This is a genomic window from Pseudomonas sp. VEM90 (assembly GCF_054611535.1).
In genome coordinates this window covers 192,687-208,550 of sequence record NZ_JBTRAR010000007.1, presented here as the reverse complement: position 1 = coordinate 208,550, position 15,864 = coordinate 192,687, and the positions used below count along the sequence as shown (strand labels likewise).

At 64.1% G+C, this 15,864-nt stretch carries 16 protein-coding genes; 7 read left to right on the top strand and 9 right to left on the bottom strand.

The window, feature by feature from the left end:
- Positions 1 to 376 precede the first annotated feature (376 nt).
- Together ACYCCG_RS09785 and ACYCCG_RS09780 are read right to left on the bottom strand one after the other, a co-directional pair.
- Positions 377 to 970, bottom strand: a complete 594-nt coding sequence (locus tag ACYCCG_RS09785; protein WP_209966415.1) for an eCIS core domain-containing protein — start codon at positions 968 to 970, stop codon at positions 377 to 379.
- Positions 957 to 1,520 (bottom strand): TetR/AcrR family transcriptional regulator, encoded by a 564-nt coding sequence (locus tag ACYCCG_RS09780; RefSeq protein ID WP_176684636.1) that lies wholly within the window; start codon positions 1,518 to 1,520, stop codon positions 957 to 959. Before ACYCCG_RS09780 ends, ACYCCG_RS09785 begins: the two co-directional genes overlap by 14 nt.
- Before the next feature lie 89 nt (positions 1,521 to 1,609).
- Between ACYCCG_RS09780 and ACYCCG_RS09775 the strand changes: the two genes are divergently transcribed.
- Together ACYCCG_RS09775 and ACYCCG_RS09770 are read left to right on the top strand one after the other, a co-directional pair.
- The gene (locus ACYCCG_RS09775; RefSeq protein ID WP_176684635.1) at positions 1,610 to 2,341 is read left to right on the top strand and encodes an SDR family oxidoreductase; all 732 of its coding nucleotides are present in this window, start codon (positions 1,610 to 1,612) and stop codon (positions 2,339 to 2,341) included.
- 29 nt (positions 2,342 to 2,370) lie between these two features.
- On the top strand, positions 2,371 to 2,985 hold the full coding sequence (locus ACYCCG_RS09770) for a 2-hydroxychromene-2-carboxylate isomerase (RefSeq protein WP_209966413.1): 615 nt from the start codon (positions 2,371 to 2,373) through the stop codon (positions 2,983 to 2,985).
- Here ACYCCG_RS09770 and ACYCCG_RS09765 read toward each other — a convergent pair.
- The 5 genes from ACYCCG_RS09765 to ACYCCG_RS09745 form a co-directional block, all read right to left on the bottom strand.
- Positions 2,958 to 3,257, bottom strand: a complete 300-nt coding sequence (locus ACYCCG_RS09765; protein ID WP_245355123.1) for a DUF7693 family protein — start codon at positions 3,255 to 3,257, stop codon at positions 2,958 to 2,960. The genes ACYCCG_RS09770 and ACYCCG_RS09765 overlap by 28 nt on opposite strands.
- 2 nt (positions 3,258 to 3,259) lie before the next feature.
- Positions 3,260 to 3,805, bottom strand: coding sequence for a cupin domain-containing protein (locus ACYCCG_RS09760; protein WP_003248033.1), 546 nt, complete (start codon positions 3,803 to 3,805; stop codon positions 3,260 to 3,262).
- A gap of 81 nt (positions 3,806 to 3,886) precedes the next feature.
- Positions 3,887 to 5,092, bottom strand: coding sequence for an MFS transporter (locus tag ACYCCG_RS09755; RefSeq protein ID WP_209966411.1), 1,206 nt, complete (start codon positions 5,090 to 5,092; stop codon positions 3,887 to 3,889).
- A gap of 83 nt (positions 5,093 to 5,175) precedes the next feature.
- A complete protein-coding gene (locus ACYCCG_RS09750) occupies positions 5,176 to 5,709 on the bottom strand; it encodes a cytochrome b (protein ID WP_176684632.1) in 534 nt (177 codons plus the stop codon).
- On the bottom strand, positions 5,706 to 6,758 hold the full coding sequence (locus ACYCCG_RS09745; RefSeq protein ID WP_459670207.1) for a catalase family peroxidase: 1,053 nt from the start codon (positions 6,756 to 6,758) through the stop codon (positions 5,706 to 5,708). The genes ACYCCG_RS09750 and ACYCCG_RS09745 overlap by 4 nt, the downstream gene beginning before the upstream one ends.
- A 124-nt stretch (positions 6,759 to 6,882) precedes the next feature.
- On the opposite strand from ACYCCG_RS09745, the gene ACYCCG_RS09740 reads away from it, so the two are divergent.
- Entirely contained in the window at positions 6,883 to 7,404 is a 522-nt protein-coding gene (locus tag ACYCCG_RS09740) for a sigma-70 family RNA polymerase sigma factor (protein ID WP_021782377.1), read from the top strand.
- Entirely contained in the window at positions 7,401 to 8,153 is a 753-nt protein-coding gene (locus ACYCCG_RS09735) for an anti-sigma factor family protein (protein WP_459670206.1), read from the top strand. Before ACYCCG_RS09740 ends, ACYCCG_RS09735 begins: the two co-directional genes overlap by 4 nt.
- Positions 8,154 to 8,193: 40 nt before the next feature.
- Here ACYCCG_RS09735 and xthA read toward each other — a convergent pair whose 3' ends face one another.
- Positions 8,194 to 9,006 carry an exodeoxyribonuclease III gene (gene xthA / locus ACYCCG_RS09730; protein ID WP_176684629.1) on the bottom strand — a complete coding sequence of 271 codons (813 nt, stop codon included), beginning with the start codon at positions 9,004 to 9,006 and terminating at the stop codon, positions 8,194 to 8,196.
- A 162-nt stretch (positions 9,007 to 9,168) separates the two neighbouring features.
- On the opposite strand from xthA, the gene ACYCCG_RS09725 reads away from it, so the two are divergent.
- The 3 genes from ACYCCG_RS09725 to ACYCCG_RS09715 are packed head-to-tail and all read left to right on the top strand — an operon-like array spanning position 9,169 to position 15,285.
- Positions 9,169 to 9,819, top strand: coding sequence for a GNAT family N-acetyltransferase (locus ACYCCG_RS09725; RefSeq protein WP_176684628.1), 651 nt, complete (start codon positions 9,169 to 9,171; stop codon positions 9,817 to 9,819).
- Between the two features lie 52 nt (positions 9,820 to 9,871).
- Complete coding sequence (locus ACYCCG_RS09720) at positions 9,872 to 11,614, top strand: autotransporter assembly complex protein TamA (protein ID WP_339443143.1); 1,743 nt, start codon at positions 9,872 to 9,874, stop codon at positions 11,612 to 11,614.
- Positions 11,611 to 15,285 carry a translocation/assembly module TamB domain-containing protein gene (locus ACYCCG_RS09715; RefSeq protein ID WP_459670204.1) on the top strand — a complete coding sequence of 1,225 codons (3,675 nt, stop codon included), beginning with the start codon at positions 11,611 to 11,613 and terminating at the stop codon, positions 15,283 to 15,285. Before ACYCCG_RS09720 ends, ACYCCG_RS09715 begins: the two co-directional genes overlap by 4 nt.
- Positions 15,286 to 15,304: 19 nt before the next feature.
- Here ACYCCG_RS09715 and ACYCCG_RS09710 read toward each other — a convergent pair whose 3' ends face one another.
- Entirely contained in the window at positions 15,305 to 15,859 is a 555-nt protein-coding gene (locus ACYCCG_RS09710) for a DUF2589 domain-containing protein (protein WP_019437142.1), read from the bottom strand.
- Positions 15,860 to 15,864 lie beyond the last annotated feature (5 nt).

The window sequence follows — 15,864 nt, the reverse complement described above, 5'->3', positions numbered from 1 at the left end:
TTACACAGATTGGTGGTGGACACACATTGGTGATAGGGCGCATGCCGTCGTAGGAGCGGGTTTACCCGCGAAAGGGCCGGCCCTGCTGGCCAATCTCCACCCGCCGTTCACCGTTGCCGCCGCCACCGTATTCGCGGGTAAACCCGCTCCTACACAGATTGGTGGTGGACACACATTGGTGATAGGGCGCAGGCCGTCGTAGGAGCGGGTTTACCCGCGAAAGGGCCGGGCCTGCTGGCCAATCTCCACCCGCCGTTCACCGTTGCCGCCGCTACCGTATTCGCGGGTAAACCCGCTCCTACCTTGGTTTGCGCTAACGGCTGAATTTTGCGCCGGGCAAGACAGGCGCTGTAGATGTGGAGCGCAATGGCAGCGATCAGCGGGCCAGGCCTGAACGACGCTCGCGCAGCGCCTTGTCGACTTCGGCCTCGATCTTGTAGGCCGGCCCCTCCAGGTCGTCGAAGTTGCGCGTATAGCGTCGGGCAAACTCCTCCACACCCAGCTCCTGATACTGCTGCACATGCTTGAGCTCGTGCGCCCACAAGGCCACGTTGTCCTCGGCATCGGCGGCCCGGCGGAAGATGATCGTGTCGATCAGTGTAACGGCGTTCACATCGGGGTTCTGCAATAGCGCATTGGCTGCGCTCATCTGTTGCTCATCCCCCACCCGAAAGCGCGCTGCGTCGAGCACGGCAAAGTCATACCAAGGTTCAAGCTGCGCCCGAATATGCAACGGAATCGGCTGAACACCGCTGGCCGTGGCTTCGTCGCGGGCCTGGCGCAAGGCGTAGGCAAGGCTGGACGAGGCCATGACCTCCACATCCTTGAGGATCTGCCCGGCCTGGCCCGGGTCGATCGGGGCGCAGAAGCAACCCATCAGGCACACCTGATACTGCCCTGGCGGGCAGGCCTGCTCGGCAAACGCTGGCAGGGCCAATAGCAAACCCAACAAGGCACTAATCTGCCTCATGCAGGGCCTGTTCGACAAACTGGCGGCTGGCGCCCAGTACCTGCGCTTGCACGCTTTCACTGGCCAGCATGCGCCCGACCAGCACTGCCCCTACGCACTGGCTGATCAGCACCCAGGCCAGTTGCTCATCCTCCAGGGTTGTGCTCCAGGCCTGGTGCAGTTCTACCAGCCAGTGCTCAGCCACTTCACGCACCGGCGTGTCGGCCCGGGCGATTTCCACTCCCAGCGGCGGCAACGGGCATCCACCTTCGGCATTGCGCAGGTGGGCCAGGCTCAGGTACTGCTGCAGGCAGCGGCCCAGGCGTTCGCGGTTGGCTCCTTGGCAGGCCAGGCGTATCAGGGGGCTGTTGCTCAGCTCCTGGCGTACCACCTCGGTAAATAGGTCGTCCTTGGACGGGAAGTGGTTATAGAAAGCACCGCCGGTCAGGCCGATCGCTTTCATCAGCCCGGCCACGCCGGTGCTGGCAAATCCCCCGCGCTTGGCCAGCGCGCCGCTGCTGGCCAGCAGCCGTTCGCGGGTTTGCTGTTTGTGTTCGTTGGAGTAGCGCATTCACATGCCTCGGCAGACAGGCTTGACGATGACCGCGATCATAACATAGCGTTCGTTTACTAAACGATCATTTACCCATGGAGGCAGGCATGTCAGAACAACAAAAAGTAGTGCTGGTGATCGGGGCGGGCGACGCCACTGGGGGCGAGATCGCCAAACGCTTTGCGCGTGAGGGCTATGTTGCCTGCGTAACTCGGCGCCAGGCCGACAAACTGCAGCCGCTGTTGGAGGAAATTCGCGCCGCTGGCGGCCAGGCTCACGGTTTTGGCTCTGATGCGCGCAAGGAAGAGGAGGTTACGGCGCTGGTGGAGACTATCGAGCGTGATATAGGCCCGATTGAGGCATTTGTCTTCAATATCGGTGCGAATGTACCGTGCAGTATCCTCGAGGAAACCCCGCGCAAGTACTTCAAGATCTGGGAAATGGCCTGCTTTGCCGGTTTCCTCACCGCGCAGGCGGTGGCCCGGCGCATGGTTCAGCGTGAGCGTGGCACCCTCCTGTTCACCGGTGCTACAGCCGGTACCCGCGGCGCAGCCGGTTTTGCCGCCTTCGCCGGGGCCAAGCACGGCTTGCGTGCCCTGGCACAGAGCATGGCGCGCGAGTTGGGGCCACGCAACATCCATGTCGCCCATGTGGTGGTGGACGGTGCCATCGACACGGCCTTCATCCGCGACAGCTTCCCCGAGCGCTATGCCCTCAAGGACCAGGATGGCATCCTTGACCCGGCGCACATTGCCGACAGTTACTGGTTCCTGCACGCACAGCCTCGCGACGCCTGGACCTTCGAGCTGGACCTGCGCCCCTGGATGGAACGCTGGTAAATCCCCGTTAACCCGCAAGGATCTTAACCATGCACACGTCTGTCGACTTCTTTTTTGACCTGGGCAGCCCGGCCAGTTACCTGGCCTGGACCCAACTGCCGAACCTGTGTGCCCGCCAGGGCGCCACGCTGCGCTACCGGCCAATGCTGCTTGGCGGGGTTTTCCAGGCTACCGGCAATGCTTCGCCGGCCATGATCCCGGCCAAAGGGCGCTACATGTTCACCGACCTGACCCGCTTTGCCGAACGCTACGGTGTGCCGTTCGGGATGCCGCCGGGCTTCCCGGTCAATACCCTGACTTTGATGCGCGGCGTGACAGGTACACAATTGCATTCACCGGATCGGTTCGAGGCATTGCTAACGGTGCTGTTCACCGGGCTGTGGGTACAGCGCCGCAACCTGAGCGACAGCGCTGTGCTGAATGAAACACTCGCGCAGGCAGGCTTCGACCCGCAGGTTTTTCACGCCCTGGCCGCTGACAGCGAAGTAAAAGCAGCACTAAAGCAGGCGACCGAGGCGGCTGTGGCGCGCGGGGTGTTTGGCGCGCCCACCTGTTTTGTCGGTGATGGGATGTTCTTCGGCCAGGACCGTCTGGACTTTGTCGAGGAGGCGCTGCGTCAGGGCGCCAACAGCCTCTCCAGCTGAGTGCGTTCCCACAGGCTGAGCAGGTCTGTGGGGTTGGTGCCATAGCGCTGCCAGTGCTCGAGCCCGGCCTGTTCGCCGTCGGGGGCTTGGCAATGAACGCAATGTGCCAAGCCTTCGGCATCCAGCGCCAACGTCAGTTGCCAGCCCTGGATGCCGACATCGACCAGGCCGTCATCGCGGCGTTCAGTCACCTCAAGGGGATGCACGCCAAGGGCCACATTGCGCAGGCACTGATAGACATCCCGGGTGCTCAGTGAAGCTCTGTGGGTCAAGATCAGAAATTCGCCGGCGTGTTGGCGCTGATGATCTCGGCCTCATCCGGGCCGATGTTCTTGAAACTGTGCGGCAGGGTCGTGGGGATATAGTAACCGTCGCCCGAGTTGAGCACGCTGACCTGGCCATCGACCCACAGCTCGACGGTACCACGGGTGACCAAGCCGCATTCTTCGCCTTCAGCATGCACGATCGGCTCGCCAGAGTCGGCGCCGGGTGCGTACAGCTCACGCAGCATGCGCATTTGCCGGCCTTCGACACTGGCGCCGACCAGCAGCATGCGCAGGCCATTGCGCCCCAGGTCTGGTTGTTCGCCACCACGGAATACGTAGCGCTCTTCGCGCACTGGCTCGTCGAAGCTGAAAAACTCCGCCAAGCTCATGGGAATGCCTTCGAGCAGCTTTTTCAGGGAGCTGACCGAAGGGCTGACGCGATTCTGCTCGATCTGCGAGATCGTCGAATTGGTCAGCCCGCTGCGGCGGGCCAATTCCCGTTGGGAGAGATTGTTGCGTTCACGCACCAGTTTGAGTCGCGTCCCCGTGTCCATAGCCGCCTTGTAATCAGAGGTGTCAATAATAATGAGCGATGCGCATTAAAACACACTCTGCGCCCCTGCGCGCTGTGCTTCTCAGACCCGCTGCTCACGCGGCATTGGCCACAGCCCGACCAGCAGCAACAGCACGGCCACGGCCAAGAATGGCAAGCGCGGATCAAGGGCATACACCAAGGTACCGGCGAGTGGCCCGATCACCGCGCCCATACCTTGGGCGGCGCCAATGGAACCGGCTGTGGCGCCTTGCTCAGAGGCCTGCATGGCATTGGCTGCCAGTGCCGAAAACGCCGGGAACACGAAGCCCATGCCCGCTGCCGCAACAAAATAGCAAGCCCACAGCCAGGGGGCCGTGGTGGCCAGCGAGCCGCAGGCAAAGCCCAGTGCCGATACCGTGGCACCCACCCGGATCATCTTCAGCGGTGGCCACTCCAGTTGGCGCAGTATCACCTGCGCCAGCATCAGCGCCACACCTACGGTGGTCAGGGCGATGCCAGCCGCCTGGGCCGCTTCGGCAGGGCCCAGATGCAAGCGGTCGAGGGCAAAGAAACCGACGATGATCTGCGACACGGTCACACTGAGCATGGCGCTGAATGCCACCAGCAGCGGCCGGCGCAGGCGCGGGTCGTTCAGCCGCACCGGGCTGGGGGCGTGGCTGTGCGTCAGAGCCTGTGGTTTAAGGGTAAAAAACAGCACGAGGAAGGCGGTGGCCGGCAGTAGCGACATGATATGGAACGGCAGGCTCAGGCTGTGCCGCGCCAGCAGTGCGGCCAGCGCCGGCCCGACCACCAGACCGACGGCGTTGGCCGCCCCCAGTGAGGCCATGGCCCGCGCCCGGCGTTGCGGCTCGACATGGTCGGCGATCAGCGCATTGCAGCCTACCGGGATGGCGGCATAGAAGGCGCCGATGCAACCGCGCGCGATCATCAGGCCGATGAACGCCAAGGTTGCCCCCGGCAACCAGCGTAGTGCGCCTTCGACGAACAGGCACAGCAGCCAGTAGGCCAGGGTAAAGCCAGCGCTGCCCAGCAGCAGGATGCGCCGGCGGCCCAGGCGGTCTGCCGCGCGCCCCCAGGGCCGGGCCAGCAGTACCCAGACCACGCCGGCCACGGTTATGGCGGCGCCGGCTTGCCAGGTGGCCATGCCAAGCTGGCGGGCTATCGGGCCGATCAGGGCGACGAAGGCCATCATCGACATGGTGCAGGCCATGTTGGCCAGCAGCAGCGGGCGCAAGTCCAGGGTGCTGGCAGGTAGAAGGGTTGCAGGATCCTTTGCGGCGTTCATAGGCAGTCCAAGGCAGAGTGGCAAGCAAAAACCGATATTATTAGGAATCATTATCGATTGTCGAACCCCTGGGCTGCTGCAGTTCATTCACTGCGGCGCAAGGGGCCAGGCCACATGCTACGCAACACACCGTCGCGGCGCACCCACGCATGCATCAAGGCTGCACCCACATGCACCAGCACCGTGGCGAACAGCAGGTAGCCGGCCCAGCCATGGGCCTGGCGCAACACGGCATACAGCTGCAGGTTGTGGGGGGTGATGGCAGGCAAGCCGAGCGGGCGCGGGTAATCGCCGGCTGACAGCATGGCCCAGCCCAGCAGTGGCATGCCCAGCATCAGGCCATAGAGCAGCAGATGCGAGGCCCCGGCGGCCCAGCGCTGCAGTTTTGGCAGGTCGTTCGGCAGGGGCGGGTGGGGTACGGCCAGGCGCACAGCGATGCGCAGCACCACCAGCACCAGCAGGGCCAGGCCGGTGGCCTTGTGCAGGCTGATCAGCACCGGATGGCGTAGAGACAGGTCGGCGACCATGCTCACGCCGATGAACAACATGGCCAGGATCAGCACGGCCATCAGCCAATGCAGCAGACGGGCGAAAGGGTGGAAGGTTTCAGGTTTCATGGCTTGGCTCCGGTGCTGAGCGACTCGCGGCTACGGCGGTTGAACGATTCCGAATAGGCGGCCGAGCGGGCGGCAAGGATCGGGTCCGCCGATGCCTCTATACCGCGCGGCAGGATCAGCGGGTCGAAGTTGAGGTCGCGGCAGGCCCCTTGCTCGGGGGCGTCCACCTGTTCCAGCACCAAAGTGCCGGCGTCCACGCTGCGCCGCTCGGCGGGCCACCGCCGTGCAGGATCGTCCACGGCGTCGCCTGGTTCGGCCAGCACCAGACGCAGCTTCCAGCGCAACGGGCCTTGGGCAAGGCGTTGCTGCAAGTCGTGTTGCAGGAATTGCTTGTCATCAACCTGGGTGGGCAATGCCGCAAATGCAGTTTGTGGCTCGAGCTGCCAACGCACCGGGTGGGCCGCGCCAGCGGCGTCGATCAGGCGGAAGGCATTGATACTGTGGTATTGCGTGTTGGCGAAGCTGTCGCTGGGTTTGTAGCCCGCCGCCCATTGGCGAAACGCCGCGCTTTCCGGGTGGGCGGCAAAGAACGCCTGCAGCTTGCCAGGGTCCGGTTTGCCGGTCGCCGGGTCTGGTGTGCTCGCCAGTACTTGCTGGTAGAACGCTTGCGGCGTGCTGACTGCCAGCACCGGAGGATTGTTCATGCCCGTCCGCCAGACCTGACCGTCGTCGGTGCTTAGCTGAATTGCCAGGCTGCGTACGGGTATAGCGGTATCCGGGGCGAACGGGTTGGCACCGCCGATGGCAAAACGGCCCACCACCGGCACCCGTTGCTGGCTGAAGGCGCGCGCCGTGGACAGGTTGGCGGCCTGCCCGCTGGCCTGGAAGTAGCCGCTCACGCACAGGCCCTTGGCGTGGTTCTTGCGATAGCCGGGGTAATGCCCGGCCTGGGCTTCGAAGGTGTCGATGATGCGCTGTGGCGTCAGCCGGGATTCGCCGAGCCAACCGGCGGCATAGGCAAAGCAGGCACCTGCGGCCAGCAGCACGCCGCCAATGGCGGCCAGGCGCAAGGCTTTGGCCGGGCCGTGCAAGGGTGTGTTCATGGTCAATGTCCGGTTCAGTGATGGTGCCAGTACGACGGGGCAGGGAAAAAGTTATTCCCTCATCGGGAATAGAATTTGTTCACAGGCGTCTGCCCTTTACACTGACAACCCCAGAGGCCGGTACCTGACCATGCACGATTTGGACGACCACCAGTGGCGCGAGCTGCTGGCCCGCCTGCGCCGCTTTGCCGTGTGGCTGACCCGCGAGCCGGGCAGCGCCGACGACCTGGTGCAGGCGACGGTCGAGCGGGCCCTGAGCCGCCGCGACCAGCAACGGGACGCCGATGCCCTGCGTGCCTGGCTGTTCACCATCCTTTATCGACAGTTCCTCGACGGTAAGCGCCGTGAGCGCTTGCATGCGCGCTGGCTGTCCTGGTTCGGCCGTAACGAGCGCGACGAAGAGCCGGCTGGTGACAACATCGAAGCCATCGTCCTGGCCCAGGCCGACCTGCAGGCCTTTGCCCGGCTATCGGCGGAGCAGCGTGCCTTGTTGTTGCTGGTCAGCATCGAGGGCTTGAGTTACAAGGAGGCCGCCCAGGCCTTGGGCATCCCCATCGGCACTGTGATGTCGCGCCTTTCGCGCGCGCGCAATGCCTTGCGCGAACTGACCGAGGGCAACCCCCAACCCCCGGCCTTGCGGAGACTGAAATGACGCGCCTGATCCCCACCGATGATGAATTGCACGCTTACGTCGATGAGCGCCTGGAACCTGTGCGCCGGGCCGAGGTGCAGGCCTGGCTGGCGGCCAACCCGCAGGCTGCGGAACGGGTGGAAGGCTGGCGCGCCGATGCCCGGCGGCTGCGTACGGCACTGGCGGGATTGGGCGAGCTGCCCGGTGCAGCGCAGTTGGACCTTGGCCAGTTGCGTCGGCAATTGCGCCAGCGTCGGCAGCGGCGCTGGGCTGCGGCGGCGGTGGTGATGCTGGCGTTGGGTGTGGGGGGCTTGGGTGGCTGGCGAGTGCGCGATGCAACCCTGGCACGAGCCGACCTGCCCATGGCTGACGCTGTTCAGGCGCATCGTTTGTTCGCCGGCAGTGAAACACTGGATATCCAGGCCAGTGATCCTGGGCAGTTACGCGATTGGCTGGGGCGCTATTTCAGCCGGGTGGGCCAGTTACCGGACCTGGCGGGCTACGGTTTCAAGCCGGTGGGTGCGCGCTTGCTCAGCAACGAACAAGGGCCGGCTGCATTACTGGTGTTCGAGGATGGCAAGGGCCAGCGCATCAGCCTGTTCCTGCGCTCGCCGGGCGACCTTTATCGGCGCATGCCGGACGGGCAGCGGGTCGATGGCCAGCTGGAAGCGCGGTACTGGTCGCATGGGGCTTATAACTTTGCCTTGGTCAGCGCAGCGGACGATGTGCGTGGGGCGGGGGTAGGGGAGGCGTTGAGGCTGGGGTTGTAAGTGTGGGCCCAAGGCATGCACCTTGGGCCCGTCACCAGAGTCAGCTCAACTCCAACCAGATCGGCGCATGGTCCGACGGCTTTTCCATCCCGCGCAGTTCATAGTCCACCCCCGCTGCCTTGATGCGCGGCACCAGCGGCTGTGAGGCCATGATCAGGTCGATGCGCAGGCCGCGCTTGGGCTCGTCCTCGAAGCCGCGGCTTCGGTAGTCGAACCAGCTGAAGCGGTCGGTCACGTCTGGGTACAGATGGCGGAAGCTGTCTACCAACCCCCAGCCTTTCAAACGTTCCATCCACTCACGCTCTTCCGGCAGGAAGCTGCACTTGCCGGTCTTCAGCCAGCGTTTGGCGTTGTCCGGGCCGATGCCGATATCACAGTCTTGCGGCGAGATGTTCATGTCGCCCATCACCAGCACTGGATGGTCGTTGCGGAACTGGCTTTCCAGCAGTGCCTGCAGGTCGCTGTAGAAGCGCTGCTTGGCCGGGAACTTGGTGGGGTGGTCGCGGCTCTCGCCCTGGGGGAAATAGCCGTTCATGATGGTGATCGGGTTGCCGTCGGCATCGGCGAAGGTGCCCCAGATGAAGCGGCGCTGGGCGTCTTCTTCGTCGGTGGCAAAGCCCTTGTGCAGGCTCAGCGGCGCCTGGCGCGACAGCAGGGCCACGCCGTAGTGGCCCTTCTGGCCGTGATAATGCACGTGGTAACCCAGAGCCTGCACGTCGGCCAGCGGGAACTGATCGTCGCTGACCTTGGTTTCCTGCAGGCCGATCACGTCCGGCTGGTGCTTTTCGATCAGCGCCGCCAGCTGATGCGGGCGGGCCCGCAGGCCGTTGATGTTGAAACAGACGATCTTCATGGAAAGACAATCCCGGTAAAAGGCGCGATGCTAGCCGACATCGACCTTCATCACCAGCATGGCGGCCAGGCGAGCCTGCTGCTAACGTGCTGTTGGGGGTGAACGAAGCGCGCAGGGGCACCTCCAAGGCACAGTATGCCCATTCCAGGAGGTCTGCCCGTAATGCCCGAAACCACAGCCGCCCCGGCCCGTGTCTGCCTGCTCGATGATGGTTACAGCCGCGAGGCGCGTTCGCTGTTGTACAACGCCTACCGCCACGAGCCCACCTTCGCCTATCTCTTCGAAGCCCAGCGCCCGGGGTATGAGCGGCGCCTGCGGGTGATGGTGCGTGAATGGGTACGCCAGCACTTCTACCTGCAACTGCCCGCCATCGGCCTGTTGGTCGAGGACCGTCTGATTGCCCTGGCCCTGATCGTGCCGCCGCTGCGCCGGCTGGGCGTGGCCGACAGCTGGGCCTGGCGCTTGCGCATGATGCTGGGGACCGGCCTGCGCTGTACGCGGCGCTACATGGATTACCAGGCCGCGTTGGCCGCCTGCCTGCCCACTGACCAGGTACATATGCTGCCGTTGCTGGGGGTGCATCCGCAATTTCAGGGCAAGCACTACGGCGAGCAATTGTTACAAGCCGTGCACGACTGGTGCGCGGAAGACCCAGGCACCCAAGGTGTGGTGCTGGACACCGGTAACGAGCACTACCTGGCTTTTTACCAGCGTCAGGGTTATGAGGAAATTGGTGAAGTAGCTGTAGGGCCGATCCGGGAGAGGGTGTTCTTTCATCCTAATCCAGTCTCGTCAAAACCCGCATTTACCTGAACAGGCCGCCAGGCGGCTCCCTTGAGCGCCTGGCTCTGGTAGCATGCGCCGCATGACGTATTCAGGAAGATTGACCTGGGGCCTGGTTTTCTGGGTCGCCAGTTTCGCAGCATGGGGCCAGAGCGAGTTGTTGGTGAAGGTGAAGCCGGCCAACAAGGCGCTCAAGGCCAATGTCGAAGGCTATATCGGCACTTTGGGTGACCGCGACGAAGAAGCACTTTTGCGCTTCAGTCGCGGGGCAGAGGAGCAGGCGCGCAAAGCGGCACAGGCACTCGGCTACTATCAGGCGCAGATCGATACCGAGGTCAAGCCCGCCAGCGACGCAGACCATCCCCCACAACTGATTATCAGCATCAACCCGGGCGAACCGATTCGCCTGCGCAACGTTACCGTGCGCATCGAGGGCCCAGCCAGCGAGATGAAAGCCTTCCGCGTGCCTGGCAGCAAGGCGCTGCGGGCGGGTGAACAACTCAATCACGGCCATTACGAGGATGCCAAGCGGTTGATCCAGAACCAGGCGTCGCGCTATGGCTTCTTCAGTGGGCGCTTCACTAGTCAGCGTCTGGCTGTCGACCCGCAAGCCGGTGTGGCCGATATCGACCTGGTCTACCAGAGTGGCCCGCGTTATCGCCTGGGCGCCGTCACCTTCGGTGGCGACACGCCGCTGGACGAGGACCTGCTGCAGCGCATGGTTTCGTTCAAGCCGGGCACTCCCTACGACTCGGAATTGATCGCGGAACTGAACAACGACCTGCAATCGAGCGGCTATTTCGAAGGCGTGCGCGTGGATGCGGCGCCCACTGCTGCTGTGGGCGAAGACATCCCGGTGGATGTTCACCTGCAAACCCGTAAACCACGCACCATGGGCCTTGGCCTGGGCTTCTCGACCGACGTCGGGCCACGCGGCAAGGCCAACTGGACCCGCCACTGGGTCAACCCGCAAGGCCACAGCTATGGCTGGGAAACCGAACTGTCGGCACCGCGCCAGAACGTCGGCCTGTGGTACGACATTCCGCTCGACCCGCCGCTGACCGACAAGCTGCGCTTTGCCGGTGGCTACCAGAACGAGGAGCTTGCCGGCACCGACACGCTCAGCAAGCTGTTGACGGTCGGCCCTGAGTGGCACAGCAAGCTGCCCAGTGGCTGGCAACGGGTGATTTCGCTCAAGTACCAACGCGAAGAATATCGCCTGGGTGACGACTCCGGTTTGAGCAACCTGTTGATGCCGGGTGCCAGCTATTCCTTCCTGCGCAGTGACAACCGCATCGACCCACACAACGGCTATCGCTTGCAGTTCGATGTTCAAGTTGCCAAGGAAGGGCTGGTGTCCGACACCAACCTGCTACACGGCAACGTATTGCTCAAAGGCCTGACCACGCTCGGCCACAACCACCGCTTTCTTGGGCGCGTACAGTTTGGCGGCAGTGCGACCAATGGCTTCAAGAACAACATTCCGCCGTCGCTGCGTTTCTTTGCGGGCGGCGACCAGAGTGTGCGCGGTTACGACTACCAGACCCTGTCGCCGAAGAACAGCGACGGTGACCGTATTGGCGGGCGCTACCTGGTGGCAGGCAGTGTCGAGTACCAGTATTCGCTGACCGAAAAATGGCGCGTCGCGACGTTCGTCGACCAAGGTAACTCGTTCAACGACCTGGAACTGCCCAGCCTCAAGACCGGCGTCGGCTTTGGTGTACGCTGGGTATCGCCGGTCGGGCCGCTGCGCCTGGACCTGGCCAAGGCGCTGGATGACGAAGGGGGCATTCGCCTGCACTTTTCCATGGGGCCCGAGCTGTGAAACGCGTGATCAAATATATTTCACTGGGCCTGCTTGGGGTCGTCGCGAGCGTGGGCCTGGTGCTCGGCTTGCTGCTGGGTACCCAGGCCGGCAGCCGCTGGGCACTGGGCAAGGTGCCTGGGCTTGAAGTGGCCGACTTCCAGGGGCGCCTGGCGGGCAGTTGGCAGGCCAGCCGGCTGAGCTGGGCCGACGCCGGCAGCAAGGTAGAGTTACAAGCGCCGTTGCTGGCCTGGTCGCCGGCTTGTTTGCTGCGCGCTACCTTGTGCATTGACCGGTTGCAGGCAGACCGCATTGACATGGCCTTTGCGCCAAGCACCGAACCGGCCGAGAGCGCCCCGCTGGAATTGCCGACCCTGCGCTTGCCGCTGGCCATCGAACTGGGCGAGGTGAAGGTCGGGCAGTTGCGCCTGGATGGCAGTGACCTGCTTGGCGACTTGCAACTGGCTGCGCACTGGACCCACAGCGGGATACGTATCGACAGCCTGCGGCTGCTGCGCGACGACCTGCAATTGAACCTGCAGGGCGACCTGCAACCCGAAGCCGACTGGCCGGTGCAACTGCAGGCGCAGTTGCAGTTGCCTACGGTAGACGAAAAACCCTGGCAACTGGCACTGACAGCCAATGGCCAATTGCAGAAGACGTTGGAACTCGCCGGCACCAGCAGCGGTTACCTCGATGCCACATTGAGCGGGCAGTTGCAGGCATTGGCCGAGCACCTGCCGGCGACCTTGCGCATCCGTTCCGAGGCGTTCAAACCGGCTGGTGCGTTGCCTGACACCTTGCAATTGAACGCGCTTGAGCTCGATGCCAAGGGCGATCTGCTCGATGGCTATCAACTGTCTGGCAGCGCCAGCCTGCCGGCCGAGCAGTCACCGATCGCCTTGGTCCTGTCCGGTCTGGTCGACAGCAAAGGCGCCAGGCTCGATGCCCTGGACCTGACCGCCAGCGACAGCCAACGGGTCAAGCTGCAAGCCACGGCTGACTGGCAGCAAGGCCTGAGCGCCGATGCGCAGCTGGACTGGCAGGACTTCCCGTGGTTGCGTCTGTACCCACTGGAGACTCCCCCCGAAGTCACCCTCAAGCGCTTCAATACCCAGGTGCATTATCGCGATGGCAATTACCAGGGCACCTTCACAGGCGACCTGGACGGCCCGGCGGGAGCGTTCAGCATCGCCAGCCCGTTCGAAGGTGACCTCACCCAGGTGAAACTGCCGCAGTTGGCGCTGACCGCCGGCCAGGGCAAGGCAGCCGGCAGTGTCGCCGTACGTTTTGCCGACACCCTGGCCTGGGATGTCGACCTGCAACTCTCCGCGCTCGATCCGGCGTATTGGCTGGCCGAACTGCCGGGCACCCTGGCGGGGCCACTGCGCAGCAAAGGCGAACTGAAAGGCGATGCGCTTACCCTCGATGCCCAGCTTGACCTCAAAGGCCGCCTGCGTGGCCAGCCAGCCATGCTCAAGGCCGAGGCCCAGGGGGCGGGGCAAAACTGGACCCTGGGCACACTGGCCATCCAGCTGGGTGACAACCGCATCAACGGCAGTGGCAGCTTGCAACAGCGCCTGGCTGGGCGAGTCGACCTTGACTTGCCGCGCCTGGGCCAGCTGTGGCCAAGGTTGCAAGGCCGGGTCAAGGGCCGGCTGGATGTCGCCGGCACCTTGCAGGCCCCGCAAGGTACGCTGACCCTGCAGGGCCAGCGCTTGGCCCAGGCCGAAAACCGCCTGCAGCAGCTGGACCTGGATGCGCGCCTGGACAGCGCCCAGCGCGGTGTAGTCGAGCTCAAGGCAACCGGTATCCACCTGGGTGACACAGCCTTGGGCACGTTGCAGGCCAACGGCAAAGGCGACATTCGCCAGCAGGCCTTGACCCTGGCGCTGGACGGCCCGCAGCTTAAGCTCGACCTTGGCCTGGATGGCCAGTTGAACAAAGGTGACTGGCGCGGGCGCCTGGCCAGTGGCCGGATCCAGGCCGGCGGCCAGGACTGGCAGTTGCAGGCGCCTGCACGCCTGCAGCGGCTGGCCAGCGGCCAGCTCGACTTCGGGGCCCACTGCTGGCGCTCCGGCCAGGCAAGCCTGTGTGGCGACGACCAGCGGCTGGCCCCCGAACCGCGCCTGCGCTACCACCTCAAGCAGTTCCCGCTGGGCAGCCTGGCCGAGTGGCTGCCGAAGGACTTTGCCTGGCAAGGCCTGCTCAACGCCGATATCAACCTGGACATCCCGGCCAGCGGCCCCAAGGGCACTGTCGTTGTCGATGCCAGTGGCGGCACCCTGCGTGTGCGCGACAAAGGCCGCTGGATCGATTTCCCTTACCAGGCCCTGCGCCTGGACAGCACGCTGGCACCGCGGCGCATCGATACGCGCCTGGCGTTTCGCGGTGAGCGCCTGGGTGAGCTGAACGTCAACGCCCGGCTCGATCCGCTGGGCAAGAACAAACCGTTGTCGGGTGATTTCCGCTTGGCCGGTCTGGACCTGTCGGTGGCCCGCCCGTTCGTGCCCATGGTCGAACGCCTGGCCGGGCAGCTCAATGGCAGTGGTCGGCTTTCAGGCACCTTGCTGGCACCTCAGGTCAACGGCAACCTGGTGCTCAGCGGTGGCGAAGTCAGTGGTGCCGAGCTGCCGGCCAGCCTTCAGGACCTGTCACTGCAGGCGCTGATTGCCGGCGAGCAAGTGCAGCTCACCGGTAACTGGCGCAGTGGCGAGGCGGGACGTGGCCAGTTGAGCGGCAACCTCACCTGGGGGCAGGCACTGGGCATGGACGTGCGTCTGCAAGGCCAGCAACTGCCGGTCGCGGTAGAGCCCTACGCCACGTTGGAAGTTGCCCCGGACCTGACCTTGCGCCTGATCGATGACAAGCTGTCGGTGACCGGCAAGGTGCAGGTGCCCAAGGGCAAGATCACTGTACGTGAGCTGCCGCCGTCCACGGTCAAGGTGTCGGATGACACGGTAATCGTCGGTCACCAGACCGAGGAAGGCAAGCCACCCATTGCAATGGCCATGGACATCGATGTCGAAGTGGGTCGCGACAAGCTGTCGTTCAGCGGTTTTGGACTTACCGCCAACCTGCTTGGCCATGTGCACATCGGCGACAACCTCGATACCCGTGGCGAACTGAGCCTGGCAGACGGCCGCTACCGCGCCTACGGCCAGCGCCTCACCATACGCCGGGCGCGCCTGCTGTTCGCCGGTCCGATCGACCAGCCGTATCTGGACATCGAAGCGATCCGCAGGGTCGACGACGTGATTGCCGGCATCCGCCTGAGCGGCAGCGCCGAGCAGCCGACGACCCAAGTGTTCTCGGAGCCGGCCATGAGCCAGGAACAGGCGCTTTCGTACCTGGTATTGGGGCGGCCATTGGGCAATACCGGCGAGGATAACAACATGCTCGCCGAAGCGGCGCTGGGCCTGGGCCTTGCCGGGAGCGCCGGCATTACCGGCAGCCTGGCTTCGAGTCTGGGGATCGACGACTTTCAGCTGGATACCGAAGGTTCTGGCAACAGCACCAGCGTGGTCGCCAGCGGTAACATCACTGAGAAGCTGAGCCTTCGTTACGGGGTGGGGGTGTTCGAACCGGCCAACACGATCGCGTTGCGCTACAAGCTGAGCAAGAGGGTCTACCTCGAGGCCGCCAGTGGGCTGGCAAGCTCACTGGACATCTTCTACAAGCGCGACTTCTAGGCCCGCAGCGTGGCGGCCATCAACGGACGGTGGCCGCCTCGATGAACTCGTTGGTGTCGGGTGAGGGCGGTGGGGGGGTGGCGCGTACCGGGACGATCAGGTTGGTGTATTCCTCGATCAACCGGTTCAAGGCCTCTGGCGGTTCGCTTGCCTGAAACTGCATGCGGATCTGCACTTCGTCCGGGTCGCGGTTTTCGCCCTGACGGCCTTGGCCACCAATGGTGACCTTGAAGCTCGCGGCCTTGCTCTCGCTTGCGGTCAGCAGTGCCTGCTGCGCCTCGGTGCCTTTGACCCTTACCGACAGGTCGACCTGCATGCGCTCCAGGGCCAGTCCTTTCGGTGACACCAGCGCAAACAAGGGGACGCGCATGATGTGCTGCCCATCCATGGCCACCTCGACCATCTTGGCTTTCATGGGGGCGCCCAGTGCTTCGGTGTCGCACTCGAAAAACTGGTCGAACAGGTTGATGTACTGCTGGGCAATCAGGCTGTTGGTTGCACTGGCGGCTTCTTGCAGGCCACGGGTAATTTCACGCAGGTCAATGGAGGTCATGGGGGCGGGGGGCTTTTGCAACGATT

What these genes read in the sequence shown, in the direction of transcription:
- ACYCCG_RS09785 (WP_209966415.1), bottom strand. Translation starts at nt 970, where the DNA reads ATGAGGCAGATTAGTGCCTTGTTGGGTTTGCTATTGGCCCTGCCAGCG.
- ACYCCG_RS09780 (WP_176684636.1), bottom strand. Translation starts at nt 1,520, where the DNA reads ATGCGCTACTCCAACGAACACAAACAGCAAACCCGCGAACGGCTGCTG.
- ACYCCG_RS09775 (WP_176684635.1), top strand. Translation starts at nt 1,610, where the DNA reads ATGTCAGAACAACAAAAAGTAGTGCTGGTGATCGGGGCGGGCGACGCC.
- ACYCCG_RS09770 (WP_209966413.1), top strand. Translation starts at nt 2,371, where the DNA reads ATGCACACGTCTGTCGACTTCTTTTTTGACCTGGGCAGCCCGGCCAGT.
- ACYCCG_RS09760 (WP_003248033.1), bottom strand. Translation starts at nt 3,805, where the DNA reads ATGGACACGGGGACGCGACTCAAACTGGTGCGTGAACGCAACAATCTC.
- ACYCCG_RS09755 (WP_209966411.1), bottom strand. Translation starts at nt 5,092, where the DNA reads ATGAACGCCGCAAAGGATCCTGCAACCCTTCTACCTGCCAGCACCCTG.
- ACYCCG_RS09750 (WP_176684632.1), bottom strand. Translation starts at nt 5,709, where the DNA reads ATGAAACCTGAAACCTTCCACCCTTTCGCCCGTCTGCTGCATTGGCTG.
- ACYCCG_RS09740 (WP_021782377.1), top strand. Translation starts at nt 6,883, where the DNA reads ATGCACGATTTGGACGACCACCAGTGGCGCGAGCTGCTGGCCCGCCTG.
- ACYCCG_RS09735 (WP_459670206.1), top strand. Translation starts at nt 7,401, where the DNA reads ATGACGCGCCTGATCCCCACCGATGATGAATTGCACGCTTACGTCGAT.
- xthA (WP_176684629.1), bottom strand. Translation starts at nt 9,006, where the DNA reads ATGAAGATCGTCTGTTTCAACATCAACGGCCTGCGGGCCCGCCCGCAT.
- ACYCCG_RS09725 (WP_176684628.1), top strand. Translation starts at nt 9,169, where the DNA reads ATGCCCGAAACCACAGCCGCCCCGGCCCGTGTCTGCCTGCTCGATGAT.
- ACYCCG_RS09720 (WP_339443143.1), top strand. Translation starts at nt 9,872, where the DNA reads ATGACGTATTCAGGAAGATTGACCTGGGGCCTGGTTTTCTGGGTCGCC.